The organism is Micromonospora sp. NPDC048898, assembly GCF_043198035.1.
Classification (GTDB): domain Bacteria; phylum Actinomycetota; class Actinomycetes; order Mycobacteriales; family Micromonosporaceae; genus Micromonospora.
Genome location: NZ_JBICUF010000032.1, coordinates 1 through 22,462, shown reverse-complemented (window position 1 = coordinate 22,462; position 22,462 = coordinate 1). Strand labels below are relative to the sequence as shown.

The following is a 22,462-nucleotide window of genomic DNA, read 5'->3' as shown; positions in this document are numbered from 1 at the left end:
GCCGAACCGAAGCCCTGCCACCGCGACGCCGACGAGCGAATCGCCGACGGATCACCATCCATCCGAAACAGATGCGCCGGAAACTCAGCCACCGCTGGACCTCCCCCGTGTCAAACCATCACGTCCGCGACCACCACGCCTTGCTCATCACCGCTCGGCAGCGGCCCGTCGCCCACCGTCAGGCAGAAACATGTGGGCGAACGGCCAGGCACTGGTAGCGCATGTTCAGCTGATTGATGACCTCTCCGTATTTGGCGTGGTAGACGTCGGTCAGGACCACCATCGGGTAATGGGCGTCCGCAGCGGTGAACGCGCTGATCGGCAGGGAGAGGTGAAACAGCTTGCGCATCTCCACAATTGCCTTCACACCGGGACGATGGGTGACCAGGACGTCGATCGGCCCGTCCGCCGGCTCAAGCCTGGCGTCCTCCGTCGAATCGATCGAGCGGAAGCCCTCCGCTGCCAGTACCGACAACCGACCAGCGCTCGTGCCGTCAGAGGTGCCCACCGCCCCGAGATCGATGAGGAAGACCTCGGGATCGGGGTCGTTCGTCGCGACGAACAAACCCCTTCCCCCACCGTCGCTGCCGATCAGCAGCAGGCCCGGTGCGTATTCCGGGACCTCGTACGCGAGGTTGCGTTCGGCGATCTCGTCGGGACCGTAGACGTAGACGTCGCCTTCGTCGTCCACCGGCCGCGCGCCCGTCCACACGTCGAGCAGGGCCTCCACCGGAAACTCAGCCATCGCGCTGGACCTCCCCGTGTCCACGCCAACCAGCCTGAAGCCCTCGCAACACCCGATGTGGGGCAGCTATCCGCCCAGCACCGTGTAGCACGACGACGCGCCCGGACCTCGGTCGATGCCCGGACGCGGCCGCGCGAACGGATCAGCCCTGCAGAGTCCCCCGCACCTGACCGCGCATCTCCTGCACGGACGTCGTGGTCTGACCCAGGGCACCCTTCACCGAGTCGAGGATCTGCTTGACGGTGTCCGCCGCAGTGTTCCACTGCATCTGGATCCCGTTGTAGATCTCCATCTCGTCGCCCTCCCAGTTGGCCTTCACCCGGGTGACGAAGTTGGTCAGATCATCGAGACTTGCCTGGACCCCGTTGGCGACCGACGCAATGTCGCCCTGTGCCGACCCGGCGGTCGACTCGTCGTAACTGAAGACGTCACCCATGATCCCCGTAACCTTCCCGTCAGCCCCGGAACTTCGCGCTGTCCCAGTTGGCCGACCCCATGGTCGACTGCAACTGGCTGGTCTGCTCCGAGTGGTAGGTGTCGTAGAGCTGCCCCGCCGAACCGACCCGGCTCGTGATGTCGGTCAAAGCCTTGTTGAGATCGGCCATCGCCGTGTTCCACCGCTGGGTCAGCTGGTCCCAACTCTGGAACGCAGAGCCCTTCCAGACCGCCGGCAGCGGCTCGATCGCGCTGATGAACGAGCGCGCCTGACTGTTGAGCGCAGCGACCGAAGTGTCTAGATTTGACGAGTGCTGGTTGACCGCATTGTCGGTGATCGAAAACTTCGCGCCCATCCGGAGCCCCTCCCGTGAACTCGACCCACAGTTATTCGAACATAGACACGCAACGACCTTCGTGCGCTACCTGAGTCGCATATCTCGCACAATCTGCGCGGCAAGGTCGAGAATGATCTCCTGCGTGCCGCTCGCCAGATCCGCCCAGCGCAGCGCGTCGGCGGTCCGCAGCGCAGGGTCGTACGGCAGCGCGAAGGTCGGCAGGTCAGCGGGCGGCTCCCCGGCCGTGGCAGCGGCCGGCTGCGCGTCCTGGCCGACCAGCACCTGCACGCCGACCTGGTCGAATGGCTCGCGCAGCAGTGGGGCGACCCAGGACCGGCAGTCGTCGAGCCACCCGGGGCCGCGTTCGTCGTGCGGGGCCACGAGCACCACCCGGTCGGCCCGGGTCAACACCGCCGGCACGACCGGATCGTCGGTCAGCGGCGGGGTGTCGACGACCCGCACGGGAAACCAACGGCTGAGGGTGGCCGAGACCGTGCCGTACTCGGCTGCCGTCACCGGTGGCTCGGCGTCGCCCGGGGGGCTGGCCAGCAACATCGCCCGCTCGGCCAGCGCGAGGCGCTCCCGCAGCCACCGATGACCCACGGCCGGCCGGCGACCGGCGGTGGCACCGCGCAGGCCGAGGCCGACGAGCACCACCTCGGTGGACCCACCGGCCCGGACCGCCAGTCGGGTGTGCAGGCCGCCGCCGTGGCCGGTGTCCACGGCGAGCACCCCGCCGCCCTGGTGGCGGGCCAGTGCCGAGGTCAGCAGGGCGGCCACTGTCGAGCGGCCGGTGCCCGAGCCCGGCCCGACCACGGCGATCACGCCCGGCCGGAGCCGGGCGGAGAGAATCTCGTCGCGCTCCCGCTCGGCCCGCACCCGTGCGGTGATGCGGGGGTCGAGGGCTCGCACCATCGTCCGGCCGATCTGTCGGTACTCGGTCATCGGGGTCCCCCCGTATCGACGTGAGTTGTTAGCCTTGGTGAGCGATGACGGGGAGGCGGGATGACGTACGTTCAGTATCCTTATGCGACCCTGGTCAGCCTAGGTGGAAACTTGACCACCCTCGCTGACCAGTTGGAGACGGACCATCGCGGGGTGGTCGACTGCGACGGCCTGACCGATGATCATTCCGATATTCAGGGCGCGATCTCCGATTTCCGCGACGAGTGGAAGACCAGCCTGCTCGAGTTGATGAACAACATCGGCGAGTGGGGCGGGCTTTCCAGCGCGATCGGCAAGATGGTCTCCGACTTCGACACCCAGACCGCTGCCGCGCTGCGCCCGACCGAATCGTAGGGGTGCCGCGTGAGCGACGTCTCCATGCTCGACCCGCTGCCCTCCCACGATCTGAAGCTCAACCCCCATGCCCCGCACCCGGATTTCCCGTGGTTCATCGGGGTTCCCTCAGACTGGGCGCTGCTCGACACCAATCCGGATTCCTGGCAGCGCAGCGCCGCACGGATGGTCGACGACCGGTTCTTCGGGCAGCGCCTGCGCGCCGCCGAGCGCCGGGGGGTTCTCCAGTTCATCGAGCAGCTCGTCGCCGACTGTCAACGTGCCGGCGCGTCGCTGAGCCTGGTGCAGTTGGGCCGGATGTCCACAGGTGCGGTCGGCAGCGCCGGGCTGCACCTGGGCTGGTTCAACTCGGCGCCTCAGCCGGCCGGTCTCGCACTGGTCCGGCAGACACTGTCACGCACCGGCACGACGGAGGAGGTCGAGACGCCGGTCGGGCCGGGGGTGCTGCACCGCGACGTCGCCTCCACGGTGCCGCCGGGCGGCCTGACCCGGGTGCGTTCGACGGTGCTGCAACTGTTCCTGCCGTTGCCCGGCACCACCTGGACGGCCGTGCTCAGCGCTGCGACACCACACCCCGAGATGGAGCAGGTGCTCACCGACGTGATCGTGGCGGTGGCCCAGAGCATCAAGCCAGCCGATGCGGACGACGTGGCCGCCGCCACCGAGGCCAAGCGCGACGACGAGGCCAACCGGGCCGACGACCATGAGTGACGACCGGGGCGGGCGCGACCATGACTGACGACGGGGCCGGGCGCGACAGTGGCTGACGGCCGGGACCGGGTGGTGGTCGAGGCGCACGCACTGCGCACCGCCACCGCCAAGGCCGCGCTCCTGCACGGGTCCCGGCGCGGCCCACGCGACCTGCGCCGTCCCTATGCGACGGTGATCGCGAGCCTGGTCGTCGGCGCCCTGTTGCTGGTCGCGGTCTGGGCGATCACCAGCATCGGCGACCTGCTCGCCCAGCAACGCCAGAAACGCGGCCTGGCCCCACCCGTCGCCACGCAACCGGCGTCGCACGCGGCGCGTTCCTTCCTCGTGCGGTCGGCCGGGCCGGCGGACCGGCCCGGGTCGACCACGGCGATCGTGCCCCGCAGCGCACGGATCGGCTGATCAGCGGATGCGCCCGGCCCTCGGCTCAGCGGGCCGCCCAGTCGAAGCCACCGAAGACCGCGATCACCAGTGGCGCGAGGCTGACCACCGCGAGCACCTCGGCCAGGTCGAAGAGCTGTCGCAACCGGGCGGCACCGACGTCGTCCAGCCGGGGACGGCCGGCCCAGAGCACCGCACCCGCCACCACCAGGACACCGACCACGGCCAGCCAGGCCCGCACCGCCTCGTCGGCGTCGGTGAGGCGGACGGCATCGAGCACCGCCACGGTGGCCGCCGTCACCGGCGGGACGAGCATGGGCAGCACCTGACCGAAACGGGTGAAGACCCGCGACCGCAGCGCGAACACCAGCCCCAGCACCGCACCGAGCAGCACGCCGATGCCGGCCGGGCCGGTCAGCAGCACGACGCAGGCCGCGGTGGCGGCCAGCGCGACGCCGACCACGGCACCGGACAGCACGGTCTGACCCCGGCGGACCGCCGCCGCGACCAGGTGTCGGCCGACCCACTGGCTCTCCTCCTGCCGGCGCAGCAGATCGACGAGGCGGGCCGAGCTGAGCGCGAGCTGCGGCGCGAGCCCCACCGCGAAGACGACCACGACCGAGCCCACGGCCGCGGTCTGCTGCGCATCGAGCCCGGCGACGAGCAGCGCGGTGCCGAGCCCGCCGAGCACCGTCACCGCGAGTCCGCCAGCGGCAACGCCATACCACCGCTCGCCCGCCAGGACGAACAGGGCGGCACCGAGACCGGCGCCCAGGGCGCCGGCGGTGAAGAGGGCCGGCTCGGGCCAACCGGCCGCTCGGGCGACCGCGACGCCGGCGACCAAGCAGGCCGGCGCGGCGGCGGCGATCAGCAGCGTGCCACCGGGCGCGCCGAGCATGCGACCGGCCAGCACCGCCAGGGCGGCCACCGTGAACAGCATGGCCGGGGCCGCGGCCACCGGCACCGGCATGGTGGTGAGCGCGTACGTGAGGGTCAGCACCACGACACCGGCCAGTGCCGCGCTGCCAGTCATCCGGGCGGCGTCACGCCATTCGCTGCCGTCGTCGTCCAGTGTGGTCTGCACCTCGTCCACCACGTCGTCGACGAACGGTGGCAGGGGCGCCTGCTCGGGCGGGGTGAGGTAGAGCGTCTCGGCGTCGATGATGCCGGCCTCGTCCAGGGAACGGCGTGGGTCCAACCCACCGGCGGCCACGGTGGACAGTTTCCAGCGGCCGGCGGCTTCGGGGGTGAGCGAGAGCAGCTCGCAGACCTGCGGCACGAACTCCAGCACCGGCCGGGCCGCCGGCAGACTGATATCGAGGCTTCGCCCGCCGGCCACCACTGTCACTCGGGTGAATCGGGTTGCCATGACCCTCCGTCCCCGCACGGTCGGCTCGGTGTGTCGACCGGTACTACTCTAGGCAGTCGGAGCACTACCGGTAACCCGGCCGAGGCACCGATCGGTTCGGCCCGGAAGGGGTCGCGATGACGCAGCGGGTGATTCACCGACCGGCCCGGGTCCCACCACCGGAGCCGGAGCCGACCGCGCTCGACGTGGTCTCACCACCGGCGGTGCCCGACGGCGGCGGTGGGTTCGCGGGCGTCATGCAGGTCTTCCTCCCGATCATGGGCGGGGCCGGCATGTTGCTCATGATGATGGCCAACCAAAACCCGATCATGATGATCGCCGGGCTCGGCATGCTTGTCGCCACGGTGTTCGGGGGCATCGCCGCGTACGTCACCCAGCGCACCGGCGCGGCCCGCCGTTTCTCCCGACAACGGCAACGCTACCTGGAGTACATCGACCGGATCCGCGACCAGATCCGGGCGGACGCGGTCACCCAGCGGGCCGCGGCCCAGCACCGGCACCCGGCCCCGGAGGTGTTGCCGGACCTGCTTCGCGACCCGCACCGGCGGTGGGAGCGGCGGCTGGCCGACCCGGACTTCCTGGTGCTGCGGGTCGGGCACGGGCAGGATCGCCTGTGGCGCCGGGTCACCCTCCAGGCCGACGAGAACAACCCGATGGTCGACCTGGACCCGGTCACCCTGGCCGCCGCCCGGTTGGTGGTGGACCGGGACCGCCTGCTCGACGGCATGCCGGTCGCGGTGCCGGTCACCGGTGTGGTCTCGGTGGTGGGCAGCCCGGGTGCCACCCGCAACCTGGTGCGGGTGCTGGTGGCGCAGCTCGCCACCCTGCACGCCCCGGACGACGTACGTCTCGCGTGGCTGCTCGGTGGCACCGCCGGGCCGGAGTTCGACTGGTTGAAGTGGCTTCCGCACTGCCTGCACCCGAGCGAGTTCGACGGGCCGGCCCCACAGCGGCTGGTGGCGGCCGAGCCGATGGCACTGGCGGCACTGCTCACCGCGGAGCTGTCCCGGCGCGTCGGTGAGGTCAACCGGGCCCGGCGGCTGGGCGATCCCCAGCACCGGTTCCGGGGCAGCCGGCTGGTCGTCGTGGTCGACCAGATCTCCGCCGGGCGGGCCGACCCGCTCGGTCACCTTGAGGCCGGTCTCGCCCCGGAGGACCTGGGCATGGCGGTGGTGGTGCTCGTCGACGACCGGCAGCACGAGCCGTCCCACGTGGACGTCCGGGTGCTCTGTGAGGACGACCGGGTCACCGTGCAGGACCTGCGCAAGGTCACCGACACTCGGGCACAGGTGATCCTGGCCGAGCGCGAGCGGTTGCGCGGCGCGTCCACCGGCACCGTCGACAAGCTCGACCTGTCGGAGATGGAGTTGCTGGCCCGGCGGGTCTCGCCGCTACGGCTGGTCGCCGACACGGTGGACGACGCCCCGTTGGAGGCGACCGTCGACCTGCGGGGGCTGCTCGGCATCGTCGACGAGGCGAGCTACGACGTGCGTTCCCTGTGGGCGCCCCGGATGCTTCCCGACTTCCTCACGGTGCCGTTCGGGGTGGGGACGGACGGCAACCCGGTGCACCTGGACATCAAGGAGGCCGCGTTGGGCGGCATGGGCCCGCACGGGCTCTGCGTCGGCGCGACCGGCTCCGGCAAGTCCGAGGTCCTGCGGACGTTGGTGCTCACCCTGGCGATGACCCACCCGCCCGAGCGGCTGAGCCTGGTGCTCGTCGACTACAAGGGCGGTGCCACCTTCGCCGGGTTGGAACATCTGCCGCACACCTCGGCGATGATCTCGAACCTGTCCGACGACTCCGGCCTGGTGGATCGGCTGCACGACGCGATCCAGGGGGAGATGAAGCGCCGCCAGCAGATCCTGCTCGACGCCGGGCAGTTGGCCAACATCACCGAGTACAACAGGCGGCGGGACGCGGGCCGGCCGTTGCCGCCACTGCCCAACCTGATGGTGATCATCGACGAGTTCAGTGAGCTGCTGACCGCCAAACCGGACTTCATCGAGCTGTTCATCGCCATCGGCCGGATCGGCCGGTCGATCGGGATCCACCAGATGCTCGCCTCGCAGCGGTTGGAGGAGGGTCGACTGCGCGGGTTGGAGTCGTTCCTGTCGTACCGGCTGGGGTTGCGCACCTTCAACGAGCAGGAGAGCCGCACCGTGCTGGGGGTGCCCGACGCGTACCGGCTGCCACCGCTGCCCGGGTCGGGTTACCTGAAGGTCGACACCACGGTCTTCGAGCGGTTCAAGGCGGCGTACGTGTCCGGCACGTACCGGCCGCCGGCCGGTGAGGAGGTGGTGGACGCCGCACCCGACCCGACGGTCTTCCTGATGTACAACGTGGCCCGGCACCTGCCGAAGCCGTTGACGACCGAGGAGTCGGCGGAGGCCGACGAGAGCGTCTCGGCGCCGAGCACCCTGGACGTGGTGGTCGACCGGCTGCGCGAGCACGGACGGCAGGCACACCGGATCTGGCTGCCGCCGCTGCCGGCCTCGCTGGCACTGGACTCCGTCGTCGGCCCGCTGGAGACCGATCCGGCGTACGGCCTGGTGGCCCCGGTGGAGCGGCGCGGTCGGCTGCGGATCCCGCTGGGTCTGCTCGATCGGCCCACCGAGCAGAAACAGGAACCGTTCGTGCTGGACATCTCCGGCGCGGGTGGGCACGTCTGCGTGCTCGGCGCGCCACAGACCGGCAAGTCGACGCTGCTGCGCAGCCTGGTGGCCGGTGCCGCGCTGACCCACACCCCACAGGACATCGCGTTCTACTGCGTCGACGTCGGTGGCGGTGCGCTCAACGCGCTGGCCGGGCTCCCGCACGTCGGCGGGGTGGCCGGTCGGCTGGACCCGGACCGGATCCGCCGGACGGTGACCGAGGTCAGCATGCTGATGACCGAACGGGAGGAGCTGTTCGCCGCGCACGGCATCGACTCGATCGACACGATGCGGCGGATGCACCGGGAGGGGCGGCTGCCCGAGCTGGCCGCCGCCGACGTCGTGCTGGTGATCGACAACTATCCGGTGCTGAAGACGGAGTTCGAGGATCTCGCCGATCTCGTCCAGGACATCGGTGCCCGGGGGCTCGGGTACGCCGTACACCTGGTGTTGACCGCCGGCCGTTGGTCGGACCTGCGGATGCAGCTCCAGGCGGTGATCGGCTCGAAGATCGAGTTCCGGTTGAACGACCCACTGGACTCGTCCATCAAGCGGCAGGCCGCGGAGAACCTGCGCGCCGACACCCCGGGCCGGTGCCTGACCCAGGACGCCCTGACCGCGCACATCGCGCTGCCCCGCATCGACGGCAGCGACGACGTCCGCACCCTGCCGAAGGGCCTGGACGACCTGGTGTCCCGGGTGGCGACGGCCTGGACCGGCCCGTCGGCGCCGGCCATCCGGATGCTGCCCACCATGATCGGGTACGGCGAGGTGGCCACCGGGTTGCCCGCCGACGGGCGGGTGCGGCTCGGGCTCGACGAGGCGGAGCTGCGACCCACCATGCTCGACCTGTTCGGCACCGACCCGCACCTGCTCGTCTTCGGTGACTCGGCCAGCGGCAAGACCTCGCTGCTTCGCCTGCTGGTCCGGGACCTGACCGCCCAGTTCACCGACGACCAATTGGTCTTCGCGGTCATCGACCTGCGGCGCACCATGTTGGACGCGGTGCCCGACGCCTATCTCGCCGCGTACGCCGGCACCGCCACTGCCGCCCAGGGGCTGGTGGCGGGCGTCGCCGGCGAGATCCGCAACCGGCTACCGCCGGACACCCTGACCGTCGACCAGCTCCGCAGCCGCTCGTGGTGGAAGGGGCCGGAGGTCGTGGTGCTCTGCGACGACTACGACCTGTTGTCCGGTGGCGGCGCCGGGCCGTTGGCGCCGTTCCTGGAGTTCCTGCCGCAGTCGAAGGACCTCGGCTTCCATCTGGTGCTGGCGCGACGCAGTGGCGGTGCCGGCCGTGCCGTCCACGAGCCGGTGCCGCAACGGATGAAGGAGGTCGGCTGCGCCGGGCTGCTGCTGTCCGGCGAGCGGCAGGAGGGCCAGCTCTGGCCGCAGGCCCACCTCTCCGTCCAGCCACCCGGCCGGGGGCGGCTGGTGCGTCGTGGCCGTCGCACCACCCTCGTGCAGTTGGCGTACGTCGAGTAGGACGCGGCGAGCGACCCCGCCCGGGCCGGAACCCGGGCGGGAGCGGCCGGTTCAGCGGACCGGAACCGAGTGCCGGACCGCGCTGGTCGTGCGGCGGAGCAGGATCCGCTGCAGGACGCCGACCCCCATCCCGACCGTCCCGACGAGGGTGACGAGCAGATGCACGGCGAAGAAGTACCCGCCGAACAGCAGGCCCTCGCTCGCGAACACCTGCCGGTACGTGGTGCCGTCCAGGCCGATGGCGGCGGCGAGCAGCAGCGGTGTCACGGCGGCGCCGGCCGCGCCGACCAACAACGGTAGCGGCAGGGCCAGCGTGGCGAGCACCACCACGACGCCGGCGACGGCGCGGGACCGGGAGTCTCCGGGCAGCTCGCCCCGGCGCCACTCCAGCGCGCTCGCCACCGCGCGCCGGAACACCTTGTGCAACACCATCCGCAGGGTGGGGTCGTGATCGTGGCAACCGCGGATCCGGTCGGTGAGGGCCACGTCGTAACGCTGGACGAGCCGGGCCCGGTAGTCGGCCGCCTCGGTGTCGCGCAGGTACGGGTTGAAGCCGCCGATCTCGGCGAAGACCCGGGCCGGCACCGCCAGCAGCGCTGCGTGCAGTTCCCGGGTCGGCCCGCCCGTCGGCATCCACCAGTGGTACATCTGCAACGCGCGGTACCGCGCGGCGAGGCTGTCGGCGATCAGCGACCTCGGGTGCAGGATTCCGCAGACCGCGCCGAGGTTCGGGTCGTCGCGCAACATGGCCACCGCGTTGCCGATGCTGTCCGGGTCGAGGGCGATATCGGAGTCGAGGAAGAACAGTATGTCGCCGCCCGCGTGCCCGGCGCCGAGGTTGCGGGCCGCGGACTGGCCGCTGTTGGTCCGGGTCCGCAGCACCGTCGCCCCGGACGACTCGGCGACGGCGACCGAGTCGTCGGTGCTGCAGTCATCCACCACGATGATCTCGATCGGCGCGTACGTCTGCGCGGCGAGGGCCCGCAGGCAGAGCGCCAGGGCGTCGCGCCGGTTGTGGTGCGGAACGATGACCGAGACCAGCGGATTCAAGTGACTCATGGCTCCTCCGGGGATGGATCTCACGCGTTCGCGCGGCTGGTGGGGTGGCTCTGGGGCGGGCCGGTCCGTCGGGTGAGGGCGTACTGCGCCACGCCGACCCCCGCCGCCACGGCGGCGGTGAGGGTGACGAGCAACTGCACGGCGGTGAAGTAGACGCCGAAGCCGACGCCACCGGTGGCGAAGACGTGGCGGTAGGTGGCGGCGTCCAGCCCGATCGCGGTGGCGACCAGCGCCGGTGTCGCCACCGCGCCGACCGGGCCGACCAGCAGCGGCAGGGGAAGCGCCGCCGCCGCACCGGCCACCGCCACGCTCGCCAGCGCCCGCGATCCGGTCGCGGCGCCGCCGGGCAGGGTGCGGTGCCGCAACCACAGGGGCATTCCCATCCGGGTGCGGTGGAAGACCTTTCGCAGGATCGTCCGCAGCGTCGCGTCGTGGTCGTGCCGGCCGCGGATCTCGGTGGTGACCCGCACGTCGTAGCGGCGGCCGAGCCGGTAGCCGTAGTCCTGGTCCTCGGTGTGCCGCAGCCGTGGGTCGAACGGGCCGGTCTCGGCGAACACCTCCGCCCGGATGGCGAACAGGGCCGTGTGCAGGCCGGGTATCGTCCCCTCCACCTCGTTGAACCACACGTACTGCTGCGCCGTCCGGTACCGGGTGGCCAGGGTGCCCGGTAGCAGCGGCTCGGCGTCGTAGACGCCACAGATCGCGCCCACACCGGGCTGGTCCCGCAGCACGGAGACCGCGATCTCGACCCCGGTGGGATCGAGCGCCACGTCCGAGTCGAGGAAGAAGAGGATTTCTCCGGTGGCGTGCTCGGCACCGAGGTTGCGGGCTACGGACTGGCCGCTGTTCGACCCGGTGCCCACCACCGTGGCGCCCATCGCCCGGGCCACCTGCGCCGAGCCGTCGGTGCTGGCGTCGTCGACGACGATCAGCTCGATCGGCTGATAGGTCTGCGTGGCCACCGAGCGCAGGCAGAGCTCCAGCGTGGCGATGCTGTTGTAGCTGGGGACGATGACCGAGACGAGTGGGTTCACCGCGGATGCTTCCGCAGCGACTCGAACAGCTTCTGGTAGGCGTCCAGACAGGCGCCGACCGAGAACCGCTCCCGCGCCTCCTTCGCCTTGAGCTCACGCCAGTCGGGTGAAACGGCCCCCATCCGGCGAATGGCGCCCTCCAGCGCCACCGGGTCGCGCGGGGGGACGACCTCGCCGAACCCGGTGACCGCGACCGGGTACCGGCCGCCGGGGATGTCGGTGGTCACCGACGGTATCCCGCACATCATCGCCTCGGCCTGGACGATGCCGAAGGTCTCCGCCACCGACGGCAGGGTGAAGACATCGATCGAGGCGTAGAAGTCGTCGATCTCGGAACCGCGGAGCTCGCCGAGGACGCGGATCCGGGTGTCGCCGGCGATCGCGGCCTTGACGTCGGCGAGGTTGCTGCCACCGGCGACCGTGGCGTAGTTGCCGGCGATGAGCAGCCGGGCGTCCGGGTCGGCGATCCGCTGGAACGCTTTGATCAGGTAGACGATCCCCTTGTCCTGCACGATTCGGCCGAGGAACCCGACGTGGAGCCCGGTGGTCTCCCGGTAGCGGGGTGCCCCGCCCCGCCGGTCCAGGCAGGGCGCGGCGATCGGGGTGAAGCGGTCCCGCATCAGCGGCCAGAACTTCGACCCCATCGCCTGGTCGTCGCTGTAGGCCACCGTGGCCGCCGAGCGCCTGATCGCAGCCCGGGAGGTGATGTCCGAGGCGCGTATCAGGGCCTGACTGAACGTCGACGGGGGCAGGTAGAGGTCGATGTGCACGTGGCTGACGATGGGGGTGTCACCGCACCCCGCCGCGACCAGCGCCGACTCCGCCATCGGCAGGTTGAGATGCAGCACCGACGAGGCACGGGCCAGTCGGGAGGCGACGACCGGGTAGCTGGGCGCGACGAACGCCCGGTTGATCCGGACCAGCTTCGGACACCGGTAGACGTCCACGCCCGCGATGGTCTCGCGTCGGGGCAGGCCCGGGTGGTGCTGCGCCGCGACGACCGCTACCCGCCAGCCCCGCTCCACCATGCCCTCGGCGACACAACGCGCGGTGTGGGTCAGCCCGCTCACGTACGGGTCGTAGTAGGTCAAGGCGACGGTCAGGTCGTACTTTGTCGTCGTCATGAGGTTCTCTCCTATGGGGTACGGGAAGCCAGCAGGAAGCCGCCCGACACGGCCAACCAGAGCAGCGAGTTGACGACCAGCGCCGGGTCTCGGAGCAGCAGCCGGACCGGGTCCGCTCCGCCGTCGGCGACGAGCACCAGCTGCAGGTAGCGGAACAGGGCGAACAGTGCCAGCGGCGCCGACAGCACCGCGGCGACGAGTCCGTTGGCGCCCAGCGGCGCCTCGGTGCGCAGGTAGAGCAGGTAGGATCCGACCGACATGACAGCGCTGAGCACCATCAGCTGATCGATCAGCGGCACGGTGTAGCCGCGCAGCGCCGGACGGTGCGCGCCACCGACCGTGGTCAGCTCCTGCCGGCGCTTGCTGACGGTCAGTAGCAGGCAGAGGCTGAAGACGCTGATCAGCAACCAGCCGGACGGGTCGACGCCGAGCACCAGGTAGCCCTGCATCAGCCGCAGCCCGAAGCCGGTCGCCACCACGAAGATGTCCACCAGCGGCACGTGTTTGAGCGCGAAGGAATACGCGATGGCCAGCGCCAGGTAGGCCGCGACCGGCCAGGTCCGCGGCCACGGCTGCAGCCCGCACAGTACGACGAGGAGTACGCCCTGAACGGCCGCCAGCAGCAGACCGACGCGTATCGAGATGCGGCCGGAGGCGATCGGGCGGTGCCGTTTGGTCGGGTGGCCACCGTCGCGGTGTCGGTCGGCGATGTCGTTGAGGGTGTAGACGAGCGTCGACGCGATCGTCAGGGCGACGATCGCCCACCCCACCCGCAGGATGGCACCCAGGCTCCACACGTCGAGATCCAGCAGCGCCACGGGGACGACCAGCAGGTTCTTGGCCCACTGGCCCGGCCGGAGGAGGGTCAGGATGTCCCTGGGAAGCCTGCCGCGGCGGCGATCGCCGGCGGGCTCTCCCGCCGCAGGGGTGGGGGGTGCCTCGGTTGACCACGTGCTGTGCACAGCAACCCCCGGGCTAGAAGAAGACTTTTGCGGCCCGCAGTACGCCCTGGCTCCAGGGCTCCCTACTGGTGCGGCCCGCCTGCCGGTCGCCGTCGTCCGGTCGCTGCCGCCACCAGGCGAAGGCCTGCAGCAGCGCCTCCTGGTTGGACAACCGGGGCTCGAAGCCGAGCCGCTGGCGGGCCTTCTCTGTGCTGACGTACGAATCGCCGAGCAACTTGTGCAGCAACCGTCCGTACACCGGGGAGAGCCGGGCCCGGCGGAGCAACTCCAGGGCGTACAGCGCCGGCTGCGCCGGGATGGAGCGCACCCGGCGGTGGTGCCCGGCGGCGTCGAGCACCGCCTGGAAGTCCTCCCGCAGGGTGCCGAAGCGGTTGGCCGCGACGTTGAAGGTGTCGTTGGCGGTCTCGGCGTCGGTGGTCAGGACCACCACGACGCAGTCCAGCAGATCCTCCATCGCACACATCTGGATCCGTACGTCGCCGCGGCCGAGTACCGGGAAGTGGCGGCCCTCCTCGGCCCACTCGAACAGCATCGCGAACAGGCCCATCCGGCCGGCGCCGACGAAGGTCTTCGGTCGCAGGATCGGTACGCAGAGCCCGTCGGCGCGGAAGCTCTCGCAGATCTCCTCGGCGGACGCCTTTGCCCGGCCGTAGGCGTCCGTGGGTTCCCGGGGGTACTCCTCGGTGGTCGGCACGACGGTCGGCAGGCCGTACACCGCGGTGGAGGAGATGTGCACCACCCGGCGCACGCCACTGTCCCGGGCGGCGGTCAGCACGGTGCGGGTTCCCTCGACGATCACCGAGCGGATCTCGTCCTCCGGATAGCTGGGCAGCGCGGCCGCCGTGTGCACCACCGCGTCGGCACCGGTGAGGGCTGCCTTCAGCGCGGTCCGGTCGCGGATGTCGGCGACGGTGTGGTCGGGGTCGTTGACGGGTCGCATGTCGACGCCGTGCACCTGGTGACCGTCGGCGCGCAGCCGTCGCACCAGGCCGCTGCCCAGCATCCCGCCGCTGCCCGTCACCACGACGCGCATCACCACGACGACACCGCCTTCTCCCGTACGAACGCGGTCAGCAGCCGCCGCAGACCGACCGCGAGGGTCGCCTCCAGCGCGTCCAGGAAGTGCTCCAGATCGGCCTCTTCGATGACCAGCGTCGGGGCGACCATCAGCGGGTTCTCGCCGTTCGGGCTGTAGTAGGTCATGATCCGGTGGTGCCGGTACAGGTGCGCGATCACCGACAGTGTGATCAGCTTGGTCCGGAACTGCGGGTCGCCGGCGAAGCCGGGCACCAACTTGGCGGCCAGGTCGAGCAGCTTCGGCCCGCCGCCGAGGAACACCCCGTGCAGTGAGCCGACCCCGGCCACCCGGATGATCGTGTCGGGGAACGCCTTCTGGACGCGTTCCAACCCCGAGGTCAGGATCCGCTCGATCTCCCTCGCCCGGGCGGGGAAGTCCTCCTCGACCACGACGTTGACCGCCTCGATCGCGGTCGCCGTCTCCTCGCCGAACCCGTAGTAGGTGGTGCTGTGCAGGATCACGTCGGTCAACCGCTCGTACGCCCTGCGGAAGACGGGCTCGCGCGCGGTGTACCCGGAGATCGACGCCTTCCCGCCACCGAGTGACTTCGAGTAGGTGAGGATGTCGGGGACCAGGCCGTCGTGGCGCATGAAGTAGAACAGGTTGCCGGTCTTTCCCCAGCCCGTGTATATCTCGTCGAAGATCAGGATGATCTCCTCGGCGGTGCAGAGCTCACGCAGCTGCCGGAGCGCGGGCTCGGACCACCGACGCATGGTGGAGGCGCTGAACGGCTCGACCAGGATGGCGTAGACGTCACAGCCGCCGTCCGGTCGGCGGGCCTCGGCCACCGCCCGGCGCAACGCGTCGAGGTCGCCAAAGGGATACACCACGATTCCCGGCAGTCCGGGAAATCGGAAGTTGTTCTCCGATGAACCGGTCAGACTGCCCGCTCCCAGCGTCTTGCCGTGGAAGCTGATGTCTGCCCGAAGAATCGTGTTCCGCTTTCCGCCGTGGTATTTGTAGGCCATCTTCACCGCGCCCTCGTTGGCCTCGGCGCCGGAGTTCGGGAAGTACGAGATGGACAGGTCGGCCGGCAGCAGTTGCGCGACGTTGTGGCTGAGCGCAGCCAGGTACGGCGAGAAAAACGCCTTGTGTACCTCCATCCGCTTGTCCCGCGCGAACCGCTGGCGTGCCGCCAGGATCCGGGGGTGGTTGTGGCCGTGGTTCAGCACCCCGACGCCGCCGGAGAGGTCCAGCACCCGGGTGCCGTCGCGCATGTTGACCCAGGCGCCCTCGGCGCTGTCGACCAGGTCCCGGCCGAATCCGAACGATGTCATCAGGGACACCTGGGTACGGCTGACATGACGGCGGTAGAGGTCGTGCACCTCCTTGGTCGTCAGCTGTTCACATTCGTCGATGCCGATGAGCTTCGCCACGATTACTCCCTCCGTTGTGGTGCCGGCGGAGCGGAACTCACTGCAGACTATGCGCGGCGAGCCGTTCGGCACCTTGCCCTTTTCTTGCTCGCAGATCGCTCGCCTTCGACAAAAGCTGGGCATGACCCACCGGACGATTCGATGCGGGACCGCCGCGGCGGACTACGCCGTGCGCGGTCCGGGCGGCGCGACGTCACGGCGCGGACCGGAGGCCCGTCCCGATGGTCGGGCGACCATCCGTCGCAGGACCCCGATCGCGCCGCCGGTGGCCGAGGTGACGAGGAGCAGCACGTGCACGCCCGCGAAGTAGAGCCCGAAACGCGCTCCGCGACGGGCAACGACGAAGCGCAGTGTGTCGGCGTCCAGTAGCAGCGCCATGCCGAGCAGCGCCGGGGGTACGAGCAGCCCGGCACCGCCGACCAGCAGGGGCAATGGCAGCGTCGCCACAGCGGCGAGGCAGAGCCCGCTGGCCACCACCCGCGCGGGCAGGCCCGCGAAGGGGACGCCGGGATCGCGCTCCATCGCGTGCGCCTGGGACCGGCGGAACACCTTCGGCAGCATCACTTGCAGCGTCGCGTCGCTGTCCTTGCGACCCCGGATCGCCCGCGAGGTGCGTACCTCATAGCTGCGCCGGCCGAGACGGTAGCCGTACTCCGGCCCCTCGTTGTGGCGCAACCGCGGGTTGAGCGGTCCGGCCTCCTCGAACACGGTCCGCCGGATGCCGAAGACCGCCGTGTGGAGGCCGAACCCGACCGTCCGCCCGGTGGAGGTGTAGAACCAGCAGTGCAGTTGCAGCGCCCGGTACTCCTGTAGGCGCCGCTGTCGCAGCAGCGGCTCCGGCTGCAGTTGTCCGCAGATCGCGCCGAGCCGGGGATCGGTCAGCAGTTCGGCCACCGCCGAGGCGATGCCGTCCGGTTCCAGTGCCACATCGGAATCGAGGAAGAACAGGATCTCACCGCGCGCCCGGGCTGCACCCAGGTTGCGGGCGATCGAGGGACCGCCGTTGGCCGCGGTGCGCAGCACGGTCACACCCAGTTCGCCCGCCACCCGCAGCGAGCCGTCCGTACTGTGGTCGTCCACGATGATTATCTCGATCCGCGGATACGTCTGCGACCGGACCGACTCGACGCACAGGGCGAGTGCCCGCTCGCGGTTGTGGTTCGGGATGATGACCGACACCAATGGCTGCTGAGGGCTCATGGCATTCGACGCTAAGGGCTGGGCGGCGTCCGCCGCTTGGCGGTTCCTTGGCGGCGGTGGCACCTATTCGACCGACAGGACCGACCACTGTGCCCGGTGGTCGGAAAGGCCGGCCGGGTCGCGCAACCGGTAGTCGTGCACCGAGACGTCGGGGCTGGTGAGCAGCCAGTCGACCCGCCACAGCGGCGTCTCGCCCGCCGCCCAACTGGCCGGGTAGAGGTCCGGTAGCGTCCGGGTGTGGTCGACCAGTCCGTCCGGCAGCAACCGGCTGATTCCCATGGCGGGCGAGGTGTTGAGGTCGGCACCCACCACCACCGGATTCGGGTTGTCGTCGATATCGGCGCGTAGCGCGCGGTAGCTGGCCTGCCGCCGGTAGTCGTTCTCGCGATTGGCCTGTCGTCCGGCCTGCCGGTGAATCGCGAACGAGTGCGGCGGCTGATGGATGTGGGTGTTGTAGAAGGAGACCGTCTGCCCCCCGAGGAGGAGATCGGTCCGGAGCGTCTCGGTGGTGTATGAATCCTGGAAGTCGTCCAGCCCGGATGGGATGTCCTTCCTGCTCTCCGGCAACCAGGGGCGGATGTCCAGGCCGGTCTGGGCGACGATGGGAAGCCGCGACAGAGTGATCTGTTCGCCGGCCACCGCGATCTGATGATCGGGGAACTCCGCCCGCAACCGGGCCGTCGCGTCGATCCGGACCGCCTCGTCGTCCTTGTCCGTGGCCGATGCGTCGAGGTGAAGATACTCGTGCAGGAGGTAGACGTCGGCGTCCAGGTCGCGAAGGTACCGGTAGTGCGGATCGGGGTCGACGCCGCCGCCGGAACCCCAGTCCTGGTCCCAGAACTCGGTGTTCCAGGCGACCACGGTGATCGCTCCCTGCGGTGCCGGCGGCGGGGTGTGCCAGAGGGTGGCGAGATTGACACCGCTGTTTCCGTAACCGAGTAGGGCGGCCACCACGAGCACCGCCATGATGCGCCACCGCACCGGTCGCGCGAATGGCGCCACGGCCAGCAGCACCAGCGGGATCACCGCGAAGAGCAACGGCGGGATGAGGTCCAGCGGCGCCCACAGCACCAGGCGACCGCTCAGCGGACGGTGCACGAGCACGAAGAGCAGCCAACCCAGCGACGCGGTCACGACCAGACGGGTGCCCCAGCACCACCGCACACCGGGCCGCCGGCGCAACCGCGCCGCCCAGCCCGTCCGGACCGGCGTCGGTCGCGGTGCCGGCCGTTGCTCCATCAGCACCTCTCGGTCATCCATCAGCGCATCACCTCGACGGGATCGGATTCGACAGGGGATCGGTGGTCGGGGGATCAGGTGGACAGGGGCCTCCGCCGGTCGCGGGAGCGACCGGCGGCGCGTCGGAGCAGCGCCATCGCGGCGGTCGACAGCCCGACCGCGGCGCCGAGTCCGGCGGCGGTGTAGAACAGCAGATGCATGCCGGCCGCGAACACGGTGAAGCGTGCACTCTTGCGGCGCCGGACGAATCCCAGGAACTCTCGGCTGACGACGAGGAAACCCAGCAACAGCGGTGGCAGCAGGAGCAGCAGCCAGGGCCGGAGCAGGCCGCCGGCGACAGTGAGGCAGCACAGAGCCGCCAGGAGCAGGCCGGCGGGGGACATCATGTGCATCCGGGTACCCGCCGCCCCGCTGTTCCGACGCGACCAGGTCTTGAGCAGCACGTCCGGGTTCGCGGCACGGCTGAGCTGCTCCCAGAGGAAGGGCAGCAGCCGATCGACGTCGTCGTGCCGGCCGACCACCGTGTCGGTCACGACTGTGCGGTACCGGGCTGGTAGCCGGGTACCGAACTCGACGTCCTCGCCGCTGCGCAGCTCCTCGTCCAGCCCGCCGGCCGCTACGAACACCGCCCGTGGGATCAGGCTCAGCGAGAACATCGTCGCGGTGGCCCGGCCCACCGTCCGGCGGCGCCAGAAGTGCTCGTGCAGGAGTCGGTACACCTCCACCGGTCCGTCGTCGAAGAGTGGCTCGGCAGCCCAGATCCCCTGCACCATCGCGTGGTCGGGTCGGGAACGCAGGACGCGGGTCGCGTTCTCGATCGCCTCCGGTGCGAGGGCGATGTCGGAGTCGACGAAGAACAGCAGCGGCGCCGTGCTCGCGGCGACCCCGGCGTTGCGGGTGGCCGACACCCCGCGGTTGATCCGCTGTTCCACCAGGGTGCAGGGAAAGCCCCGGGCGATGTCGCGGGATCCGTCGGTACTCGCGTCGTCGACCACGATCACCTCCATCGGCGTCCGGGTCTGGGCGTAGATCGCGTCCAGGCAGGCGCGCAGTGTCTTGGCCTTGTTGTAGTTCGGCACGATCACGGCCACAGCGTCCAATGCCGCCATGCTGTCTCCCTCGCGTCAGCGCGACCGGGACCGCCCGGTGCGACCGGGACCGCCCGGCGTGCGGCCAGGACCGGCGGATGAGTGCCGACGATATCGGCCACGGCGGCCGGGCCGCTTGCCGGAAGCTTGGCATCGGTTTCCCGGTGCGACGGCCGGACCGCTGGCGGGGCTGATCCGGGAACGACAGCACTGGCCGGTCGTCAGAGCGGAACGAAGCTCATCCCGCGCCCCCACAACCGGGGAATGACGTCGTCCAGGGTCAGGGTCAGATATCCCAGAGCGCACCACCGCGACCAGCCCATACGCCGACGGTATCGGCCGCGGCCAGCGGGTCCCCTGCCGGAAGCCTGGCGCCGGTCTGTCCCTTCTCGACGCCGTACCCGTGCCGGTCGACGAGCCGCTCCCGGGCGTACAGACCGAGCAGGCCGCCCATCCGGTAGCGGCCGGGGAGGGCGGACTCCAGCAGCCGCGCGTCGACCAGCCGTTCCAGCAGCCGTTCGGCGACTGCGACGGGCCGCTGCAGCAGGCGTGCCGCGGAGACGTTGTCGAACTCCGCCACTCCCGCGGAGGCGTTGTCGAACTCCGCCACTCCCGCGGAGGCGTTGTCGAACTCCGCCACTCCCGCGGAGGCCAGCAGGGTGAAGGCGTCCGCCGCGGCCCGCTCGGTCGGATCGGCGCTGAGTGTCAGCTGCTGCCAGCACGCCGCGAGACTCGCCCGGACGCCTACGCCGTCGAACTCCAGATTGTCGAGCCGGCGATCAGGGTCCCTGAGGCGGCCGGCGAGCTCGGCCAGCGGCCAGGCTGGCCGGGCCGAGAGCCTGGCGCCGGCCGCCGAGAGGGCCACGGGCAGCCCTTCGCACCGCCGCGCGATCGCCGCCGCGGCTTCCGGCTCCGCCGAAAGCCGGTCGTCGTCGATCCACCGGCCGAGTAGGCGTACCCCCTCCGCCACGGAGAGCGGGCCCAGGTGGACCTGCCCGATGTCGCCCAGGCCGACCAGCGCCCGGCGGCTGGTCACCAGCGTCGCGCAGTCGGGGACCCCCGGCAGGAGGGGGCGTACCTGGGTGGCCTCGACGGCGTTGTCGAGCACCAGGAGTAGCCGCTTGGCAGCCACGACCGACCGGAACATCACCGCGGCCTCGTCGGCCTGCGCCGGTACGCTCGGTGCGGGTACGCCCAGGGCGCGTAGCAGCCGGGCCAATCCCTCCGCGGGCTCCAGCGGTGGCAGGTCCAGACTTGAGCCGCGCAGGTCGAGATAGAGCTGGCCGTCGGGGTACCGTCTGCTCAGCCGGTGTGCCGCGTGGATCGCGAGGGCGGACTTTCCCACCCCGGCGGGTCCGTGGATCGCCAGGACGGTCGCGGCGCCGTCGGGCCGGTCGGCGGCGAACCACTCGCTGACCCGGACCAGCTCGCGGGCCCGCCCGGTGAACCGCGACAGGTCCGCCGGTAGTTGCCGGGGTTCCGGGCCGAGCGAGGGTTCGCGCGCCGGGGCGAGCCCGCCCGGCGCCTCGCCGAGTTCGCCCCGCAGGATCGCCACGTGCAGCTCGCGCAGTTCAGGGCCGGGCTCGGCGCCCAACCGGTCCGCGAGCTGTTCCCGGGTGTCGGCGTAGCACCGCAGCGCCTCTGCCGTGCGTCCGACCGCGCACAGTGCCCGCATCAGCAGCGCGACCAGGGGTTCCGCGAGGGGATGGCTACCGGCCAGCTGGGTCAGCCGGTCGACGACCGGCTCGGGGTTGGCCAGGCGGAGTTCCTCGGCGGCCCAGGCGGCCGAGGCGCCGATGTACTGGGACTGGATTCCGGCCCGCGTCCGGGCGGCCCACTCGCCGCCCAGCACGGGCAGGGGTTCACCCCGCCATAGGTCGAGCGCCTCCCGCAGCATCAGGATCCGGTCGGCGGAGTCCTCGGCGTGCCGGCTCGTCTCGATCAGCCAGCGGAACCGGTGCAGGTCGACCACCCGACGGTCCACATCCAGCCGGTAGCCGGCGCCGTGCCGGCTCAGACCGAGTTGTACGGTGCGGACGTCGGCCGAGACGCCAAGCGCCCGTCTCAGCCGGGCGATGTGGGCGTAGATGGCGCTGCGGGGGGCATCCGGCGCGTCGTCACCCCACACCCGTTCGGCGAGGGCGTCGATCGAGACTGGGGTGCCGGCATCGACGGCCAGTGCCGCCAGCACCGCTTGGCGCTGCCGGGGGCCGACGTCCAGCGACCGTCCGTTGACCGCCAGTTCGACAGGCCCCAGGATTCGCACCAGCACGTGATCTGCCATGGGCTAGCCATCCTCACCGATTTGCCAGGCATGCTGACGGCCCGGCCACGCACAGTCTCAACGGTGACCCTCATCGAACATACATCATGATGTTCATCGATTGAATACGTCGCGCTGGGATGTTGGCAAAGGGTTCCAGAGCCTAATCGCACAAACTCCGACCCCGCGCGTGATGCGCTGGTCAGGCCACGATCCTGGCAATTTATCTTGCCGTTATGCGCGTCCAAGACTCCGGCGTGCCCCGAAAAATCCGGACTCGACCTAAATGCGCGGCATTTAGCGTGTATCCCGTGCTCAAGCCATTCCATGGGCTCTTTGGGCGGGATGCTGGTGACCTGAGGTGAAGGGTCATCGACTACGATGAATTGGCGCGGAAGGTGGCTGGCATTTCTCTCCCGCCGTCGCCGCCGTTCGATTCAGTCGGCGCCGGTCGGGCGGATCCAGTGGCGTCGGCCGAGCATCGGTCCCGATCACCGGGCGGGGGGGGGGGGGGGGGGGGGGGGGGGGGGGGCGCCCCCCCCCCCCCGCGCCGGCGGCGGGGGGGGGGGGGGGGGGGGGCGGGGGCCGGCGGCCGCCGGGGCGGGGGGGGCCTGGCACCCCCCCC

Annotated in this window: 19 protein-coding genes; 4 read left to right on the top strand and 15 right to left on the bottom strand. The window is 70.8% G+C overall.

The features are described 5' to 3' along the window. Positions 1 to 178: 178 nt before the first annotated feature. From ACGFIQ_RS35775 to ACGFIQ_RS35760, 4 genes are all read right to left on the bottom strand, one after another. A complete protein-coding gene (locus ACGFIQ_RS35775; RefSeq protein ID WP_393250686.1) occupies positions 179 to 745 on the bottom strand; it encodes a hypothetical protein in 567 nt (188 codons plus the stop codon). 142 nt (positions 746 to 887) lie between these two features. Beyond that, the gene (locus ACGFIQ_RS35770) at positions 888 to 1,181 is read right to left on the bottom strand and encodes a WXG100 family type VII secretion target (protein ID WP_357080017.1); all 294 of its coding nucleotides are present in this window, start codon (positions 1,179 to 1,181) and stop codon (positions 888 to 890) included. A 19-nt stretch (positions 1,182 to 1,200) separates the two neighbouring features. After that, entirely contained in the window at positions 1,201 to 1,536 is a 336-nt protein-coding gene (locus tag ACGFIQ_RS35765; RefSeq protein ID WP_357080014.1) for a WXG100 family type VII secretion target, read from the bottom strand. Between the two features lie 66 nt (positions 1,537 to 1,602). Further along, on the bottom strand, positions 1,603 to 2,463 hold the full coding sequence (locus tag ACGFIQ_RS35760; protein WP_393250683.1) for a hypothetical protein: 861 nt from the start codon (positions 2,461 to 2,463) through the stop codon (positions 1,603 to 1,605). A 60-nt stretch (positions 2,464 to 2,523) separates the two neighbouring features. Here ACGFIQ_RS35760 and ACGFIQ_RS35755 point away from each other — a divergent pair, with 60 nt between their 5' ends. Genes ACGFIQ_RS35755 through ACGFIQ_RS35745 form a run of 3 tightly spaced genes read left to right on the top strand, consistent with a single transcriptional unit; the run spans position 2,524 to position 3,927 of the window. Then, positions 2,524 to 2,817, top strand: a complete 294-nt coding sequence (locus tag ACGFIQ_RS35755; RefSeq protein WP_357080008.1) for a hypothetical protein — start codon at positions 2,524 to 2,526, stop codon at positions 2,815 to 2,817. Between the two features lie 9 nt (positions 2,818 to 2,826). After that, positions 2,827 to 3,528: a hypothetical protein gene (locus ACGFIQ_RS35750; RefSeq protein WP_393250681.1), complete on the top strand. Its 702-nt coding sequence runs from the start codon at positions 2,827 to 2,829 to the stop codon at positions 3,526 to 3,528. A 48-nt stretch (positions 3,529 to 3,576) separates the two neighbouring features. Further along, positions 3,577 to 3,927 carry a hypothetical protein gene (locus tag ACGFIQ_RS35745; RefSeq protein WP_393250679.1) on the top strand — a complete coding sequence of 117 codons (351 nt, stop codon included), beginning with the start codon at positions 3,577 to 3,579 and terminating at the stop codon, positions 3,925 to 3,927. A 25-nt stretch (positions 3,928 to 3,952) separates the two neighbouring features. Here ACGFIQ_RS35745 and eccD read toward each other — a convergent pair whose 3' ends face one another. Continuing rightward, on the bottom strand, positions 3,953 to 5,275 hold the full coding sequence (gene eccD / locus ACGFIQ_RS35740) for a type VII secretion integral membrane protein EccD (RefSeq protein ID WP_393250677.1): 1,323 nt from the start codon (positions 5,273 to 5,275) through the stop codon (positions 3,953 to 3,955). A gap of 116 nt (positions 5,276 to 5,391) precedes the next feature. On the opposite strand from eccD, the gene eccCa reads away from it, so the two are divergent. Further along, positions 5,392 to 9,414, top strand: a complete 4,023-nt coding sequence (eccCa, locus tag ACGFIQ_RS35735; RefSeq protein ID WP_357079996.1) for a type VII secretion protein EccCa — start codon at positions 5,392 to 5,394, stop codon at positions 9,412 to 9,414. 51 nt (positions 9,415 to 9,465) lie between these two features. Here eccCa and ACGFIQ_RS35730 read toward each other — a convergent pair whose 3' ends face one another. The 10 genes from ACGFIQ_RS35730 to ACGFIQ_RS35685 all read right to left on the bottom strand — a co-directional run bounded on the left by ACGFIQ_RS35730 (position 9,466) and on the right by ACGFIQ_RS35685 (position 21,858). Continuing rightward, on the bottom strand, positions 9,466 to 10,473 hold the full coding sequence (locus tag ACGFIQ_RS35730) for a glycosyltransferase family 2 protein (RefSeq protein WP_393250674.1): 1,008 nt from the start codon (positions 10,471 to 10,473) through the stop codon (positions 9,466 to 9,468). Positions 10,474 to 10,493: 20 nt separating this feature from the next. Then, on the bottom strand, positions 10,494 to 11,507 hold the full coding sequence (locus ACGFIQ_RS35725) for a glycosyltransferase family 2 protein (protein ID WP_393250672.1): 1,014 nt from the start codon (positions 11,505 to 11,507) through the stop codon (positions 10,494 to 10,496). Further along, on the bottom strand, positions 11,504 to 12,631 hold the full coding sequence (locus ACGFIQ_RS35720) for a glycosyltransferase family 4 protein (protein ID WP_393250670.1): 1,128 nt from the start codon (positions 12,629 to 12,631) through the stop codon (positions 11,504 to 11,506). The genes ACGFIQ_RS35725 and ACGFIQ_RS35720 overlap by 4 nt, the downstream gene beginning before the upstream one ends. An 11-nt stretch (positions 12,632 to 12,642) precedes the next feature. Further along, on the bottom strand, positions 12,643 to 13,449 hold the full coding sequence (locus tag ACGFIQ_RS35715) for a UbiA prenyltransferase family protein (protein WP_393250668.1): 807 nt from the start codon (positions 13,447 to 13,449) through the stop codon (positions 12,643 to 12,645). Positions 13,450 to 13,606: 157 nt separating this feature from the next. After that, the gene (locus ACGFIQ_RS35710) at positions 13,607 to 14,626 is read right to left on the bottom strand and encodes an NAD-dependent epimerase/dehydratase family protein (protein WP_393250690.1); all 1,020 of its coding nucleotides are present in this window, start codon (positions 14,624 to 14,626) and stop codon (positions 13,607 to 13,609) included. Further along, complete coding sequence (locus tag ACGFIQ_RS35705; protein WP_393250688.1) at positions 14,626 to 15,948, bottom strand: aspartate aminotransferase family protein; 1,323 nt, start codon at positions 15,946 to 15,948, stop codon at positions 14,626 to 14,628. Before ACGFIQ_RS35705 ends, ACGFIQ_RS35710 begins: the two co-directional genes overlap by 1 nt. A 261-nt stretch (positions 15,949 to 16,209) precedes the next feature. Continuing rightward, on the bottom strand, positions 16,210 to 17,247 hold the full coding sequence (locus tag ACGFIQ_RS35700) for a glycosyltransferase family 2 protein (protein ID WP_393250666.1): 1,038 nt from the start codon (positions 17,245 to 17,247) through the stop codon (positions 16,210 to 16,212). Positions 17,248 to 17,310: 63 nt separating this feature from the next. Further along, positions 17,311 to 18,507 carry an endonuclease/exonuclease/phosphatase family protein gene (locus ACGFIQ_RS35695; protein ID WP_393250664.1) on the bottom strand — a complete coding sequence of 399 codons (1,197 nt, stop codon included), beginning with the start codon at positions 18,505 to 18,507 and terminating at the stop codon, positions 17,311 to 17,313. Between the two features lie 53 nt (positions 18,508 to 18,560). Continuing rightward, on the bottom strand, positions 18,561 to 19,595 hold the full coding sequence (locus ACGFIQ_RS35690; RefSeq protein ID WP_393250662.1) for a glycosyltransferase family 2 protein: 1,035 nt from the start codon (positions 19,593 to 19,595) through the stop codon (positions 18,561 to 18,563). Positions 19,596 to 19,860: 265 nt separating this feature from the next. Beyond that, on the bottom strand, positions 19,861 to 21,858 hold the full coding sequence (locus tag ACGFIQ_RS35685) for a BTAD domain-containing putative transcriptional regulator (protein WP_393250660.1): 1,998 nt from the start codon (positions 21,856 to 21,858) through the stop codon (positions 19,861 to 19,863). Positions 21,859 to 22,462: the final 604 nt, after the last annotated feature.

Coding starts and splice junctions, on each gene's coding strand:
- ACGFIQ_RS35775 (WP_393250686.1), bottom strand. CDS start 745: ATGGCTGAGTTTCCGGTGGAGGCCCTGCTCGACGTGTGGACGGGCGCG.
- ACGFIQ_RS35700 (WP_393250666.1), bottom strand. CDS start 17,247: ATGAGCCCTCAGCAGCCATTGGTGTCGGTCATCATCCCGAACCACAAC.
- ACGFIQ_RS35760 (WP_393250683.1), bottom strand. CDS start 2,463: ATGACCGAGTACCGACAGATCGGCCGGACGATGGTGCGAGCCCTCGAC.
- ACGFIQ_RS35705 (WP_393250688.1), bottom strand. CDS start 15,948: ATGACATCGTTCGGATTCGGCCGGGACCTGGTCGACAGCGCCGAGGGC.
- ACGFIQ_RS35755 (WP_357080008.1), top strand. CDS start 2,524: ATGACGTACGTTCAGTATCCTTATGCGACCCTGGTCAGCCTAGGTGGA.
- ACGFIQ_RS35730 (WP_393250674.1), bottom strand. CDS start 10,473: ATGAGTCACTTGAATCCGCTGGTCTCGGTCATCGTTCCGCACCACAAC.
- ACGFIQ_RS35690 (WP_393250662.1), bottom strand. CDS start 19,595: ATGGCGGCATTGGACGCTGTGGCCGTGATCGTGCCGAACTACAACAAG.
- eccD (WP_393250677.1), bottom strand. CDS start 5,275: ATGGCAACCCGATTCACCCGAGTGACAGTGGTGGCCGGCGGGCGAAGC.
- ACGFIQ_RS35695 (WP_393250664.1), bottom strand. CDS start 18,507: ATGGATGACCGAGAGGTGCTGATGGAGCAACGGCCGGCACCGCGACCG.
- ACGFIQ_RS35710 (WP_393250690.1), bottom strand. CDS start 14,626: ATGCGCGTCGTGGTGACGGGCAGCGGCGGGATGCTGGGCAGCGGCCTG.
- eccCa (WP_357079996.1), top strand. CDS start 5,392: ATGACGCAGCGGGTGATTCACCGACCGGCCCGGGTCCCACCACCGGAG.
- ACGFIQ_RS35770 (WP_357080017.1), bottom strand. CDS start 1,181: ATGGGTGACGTCTTCAGTTACGACGAGTCGACCGCCGGGTCGGCACAG.
- ACGFIQ_RS35720 (WP_393250670.1), bottom strand. CDS start 12,631: ATGACGACGACAAAGTACGACCTGACCGTCGCCTTGACCTACTACGAC.
- ACGFIQ_RS35685 (WP_393250660.1), bottom strand. CDS start 21,858: ATGGCAGATCACGTGCTGGTGCGAATCCTGGGGCCTGTCGAACTGGCG.
- ACGFIQ_RS35765 (WP_357080014.1), bottom strand. CDS start 1,536: ATGGGCGCGAAGTTTTCGATCACCGACAATGCGGTCAACCAGCACTCG.